Raw genomic sequence first — 490 nt, forward strand, 5'->3', positions numbered from 1 at the left:
TGACCTGATCCCGACGTCGCACCTGCATTTCCATTACGACACGGTCGAGATTCGCACCGATCGTTCGACGCGCTTCGCGACCTGCTACGACCTGAAGGATTTTCCGCGCGCCGGGTGGGGGCAGACGAATTCGCTGCTGACGCTGCCGGTCGAATTCACCTTCACGCAGAGTTTCGGCTGCTTGAGCACGGCCGAAGCGATGGAGGCGATCGACACGCAGATCAACCATCTGCAATCCGTCGAAGACAAGGCGACGCACCAGATCCAGGAGCTGAAAGAGGCGCTCGCCCTGATCGCCGGTCGTGATCTCGCCTTCGGCGACTATCACGGCGCGCTGGTCGTCTACGGGGACACGGCCGATCAGGCGATCAGCAACGGCGCGTATGTGACGAGCCGGGCGCTGAACGATTGCGGTTTCACGTTCGTGAAGGCGACCGCATCGGCACCGTTCACCTACATGAGCCAGGTGCCCGGTTTCAAGACGAAGCCT

General features: G+C 61.6%; 1 protein-coding gene. It reads left to right on the forward strand.

Annotation, left to right across the window (positions count from 1 at the left end; genetic code table 11):
• Window positions 1-490, forward strand: a 490-nt coding sequence (locus ACV22V_RS32560) for a VirB4 family type IV secretion/conjugal transfer ATPase (protein ID WP_448016841.1), incomplete at both ends; no start/stop codon positions are given.

Source organism: Burkholderia sp. AW33-5 (assembly GCF_053427615.1).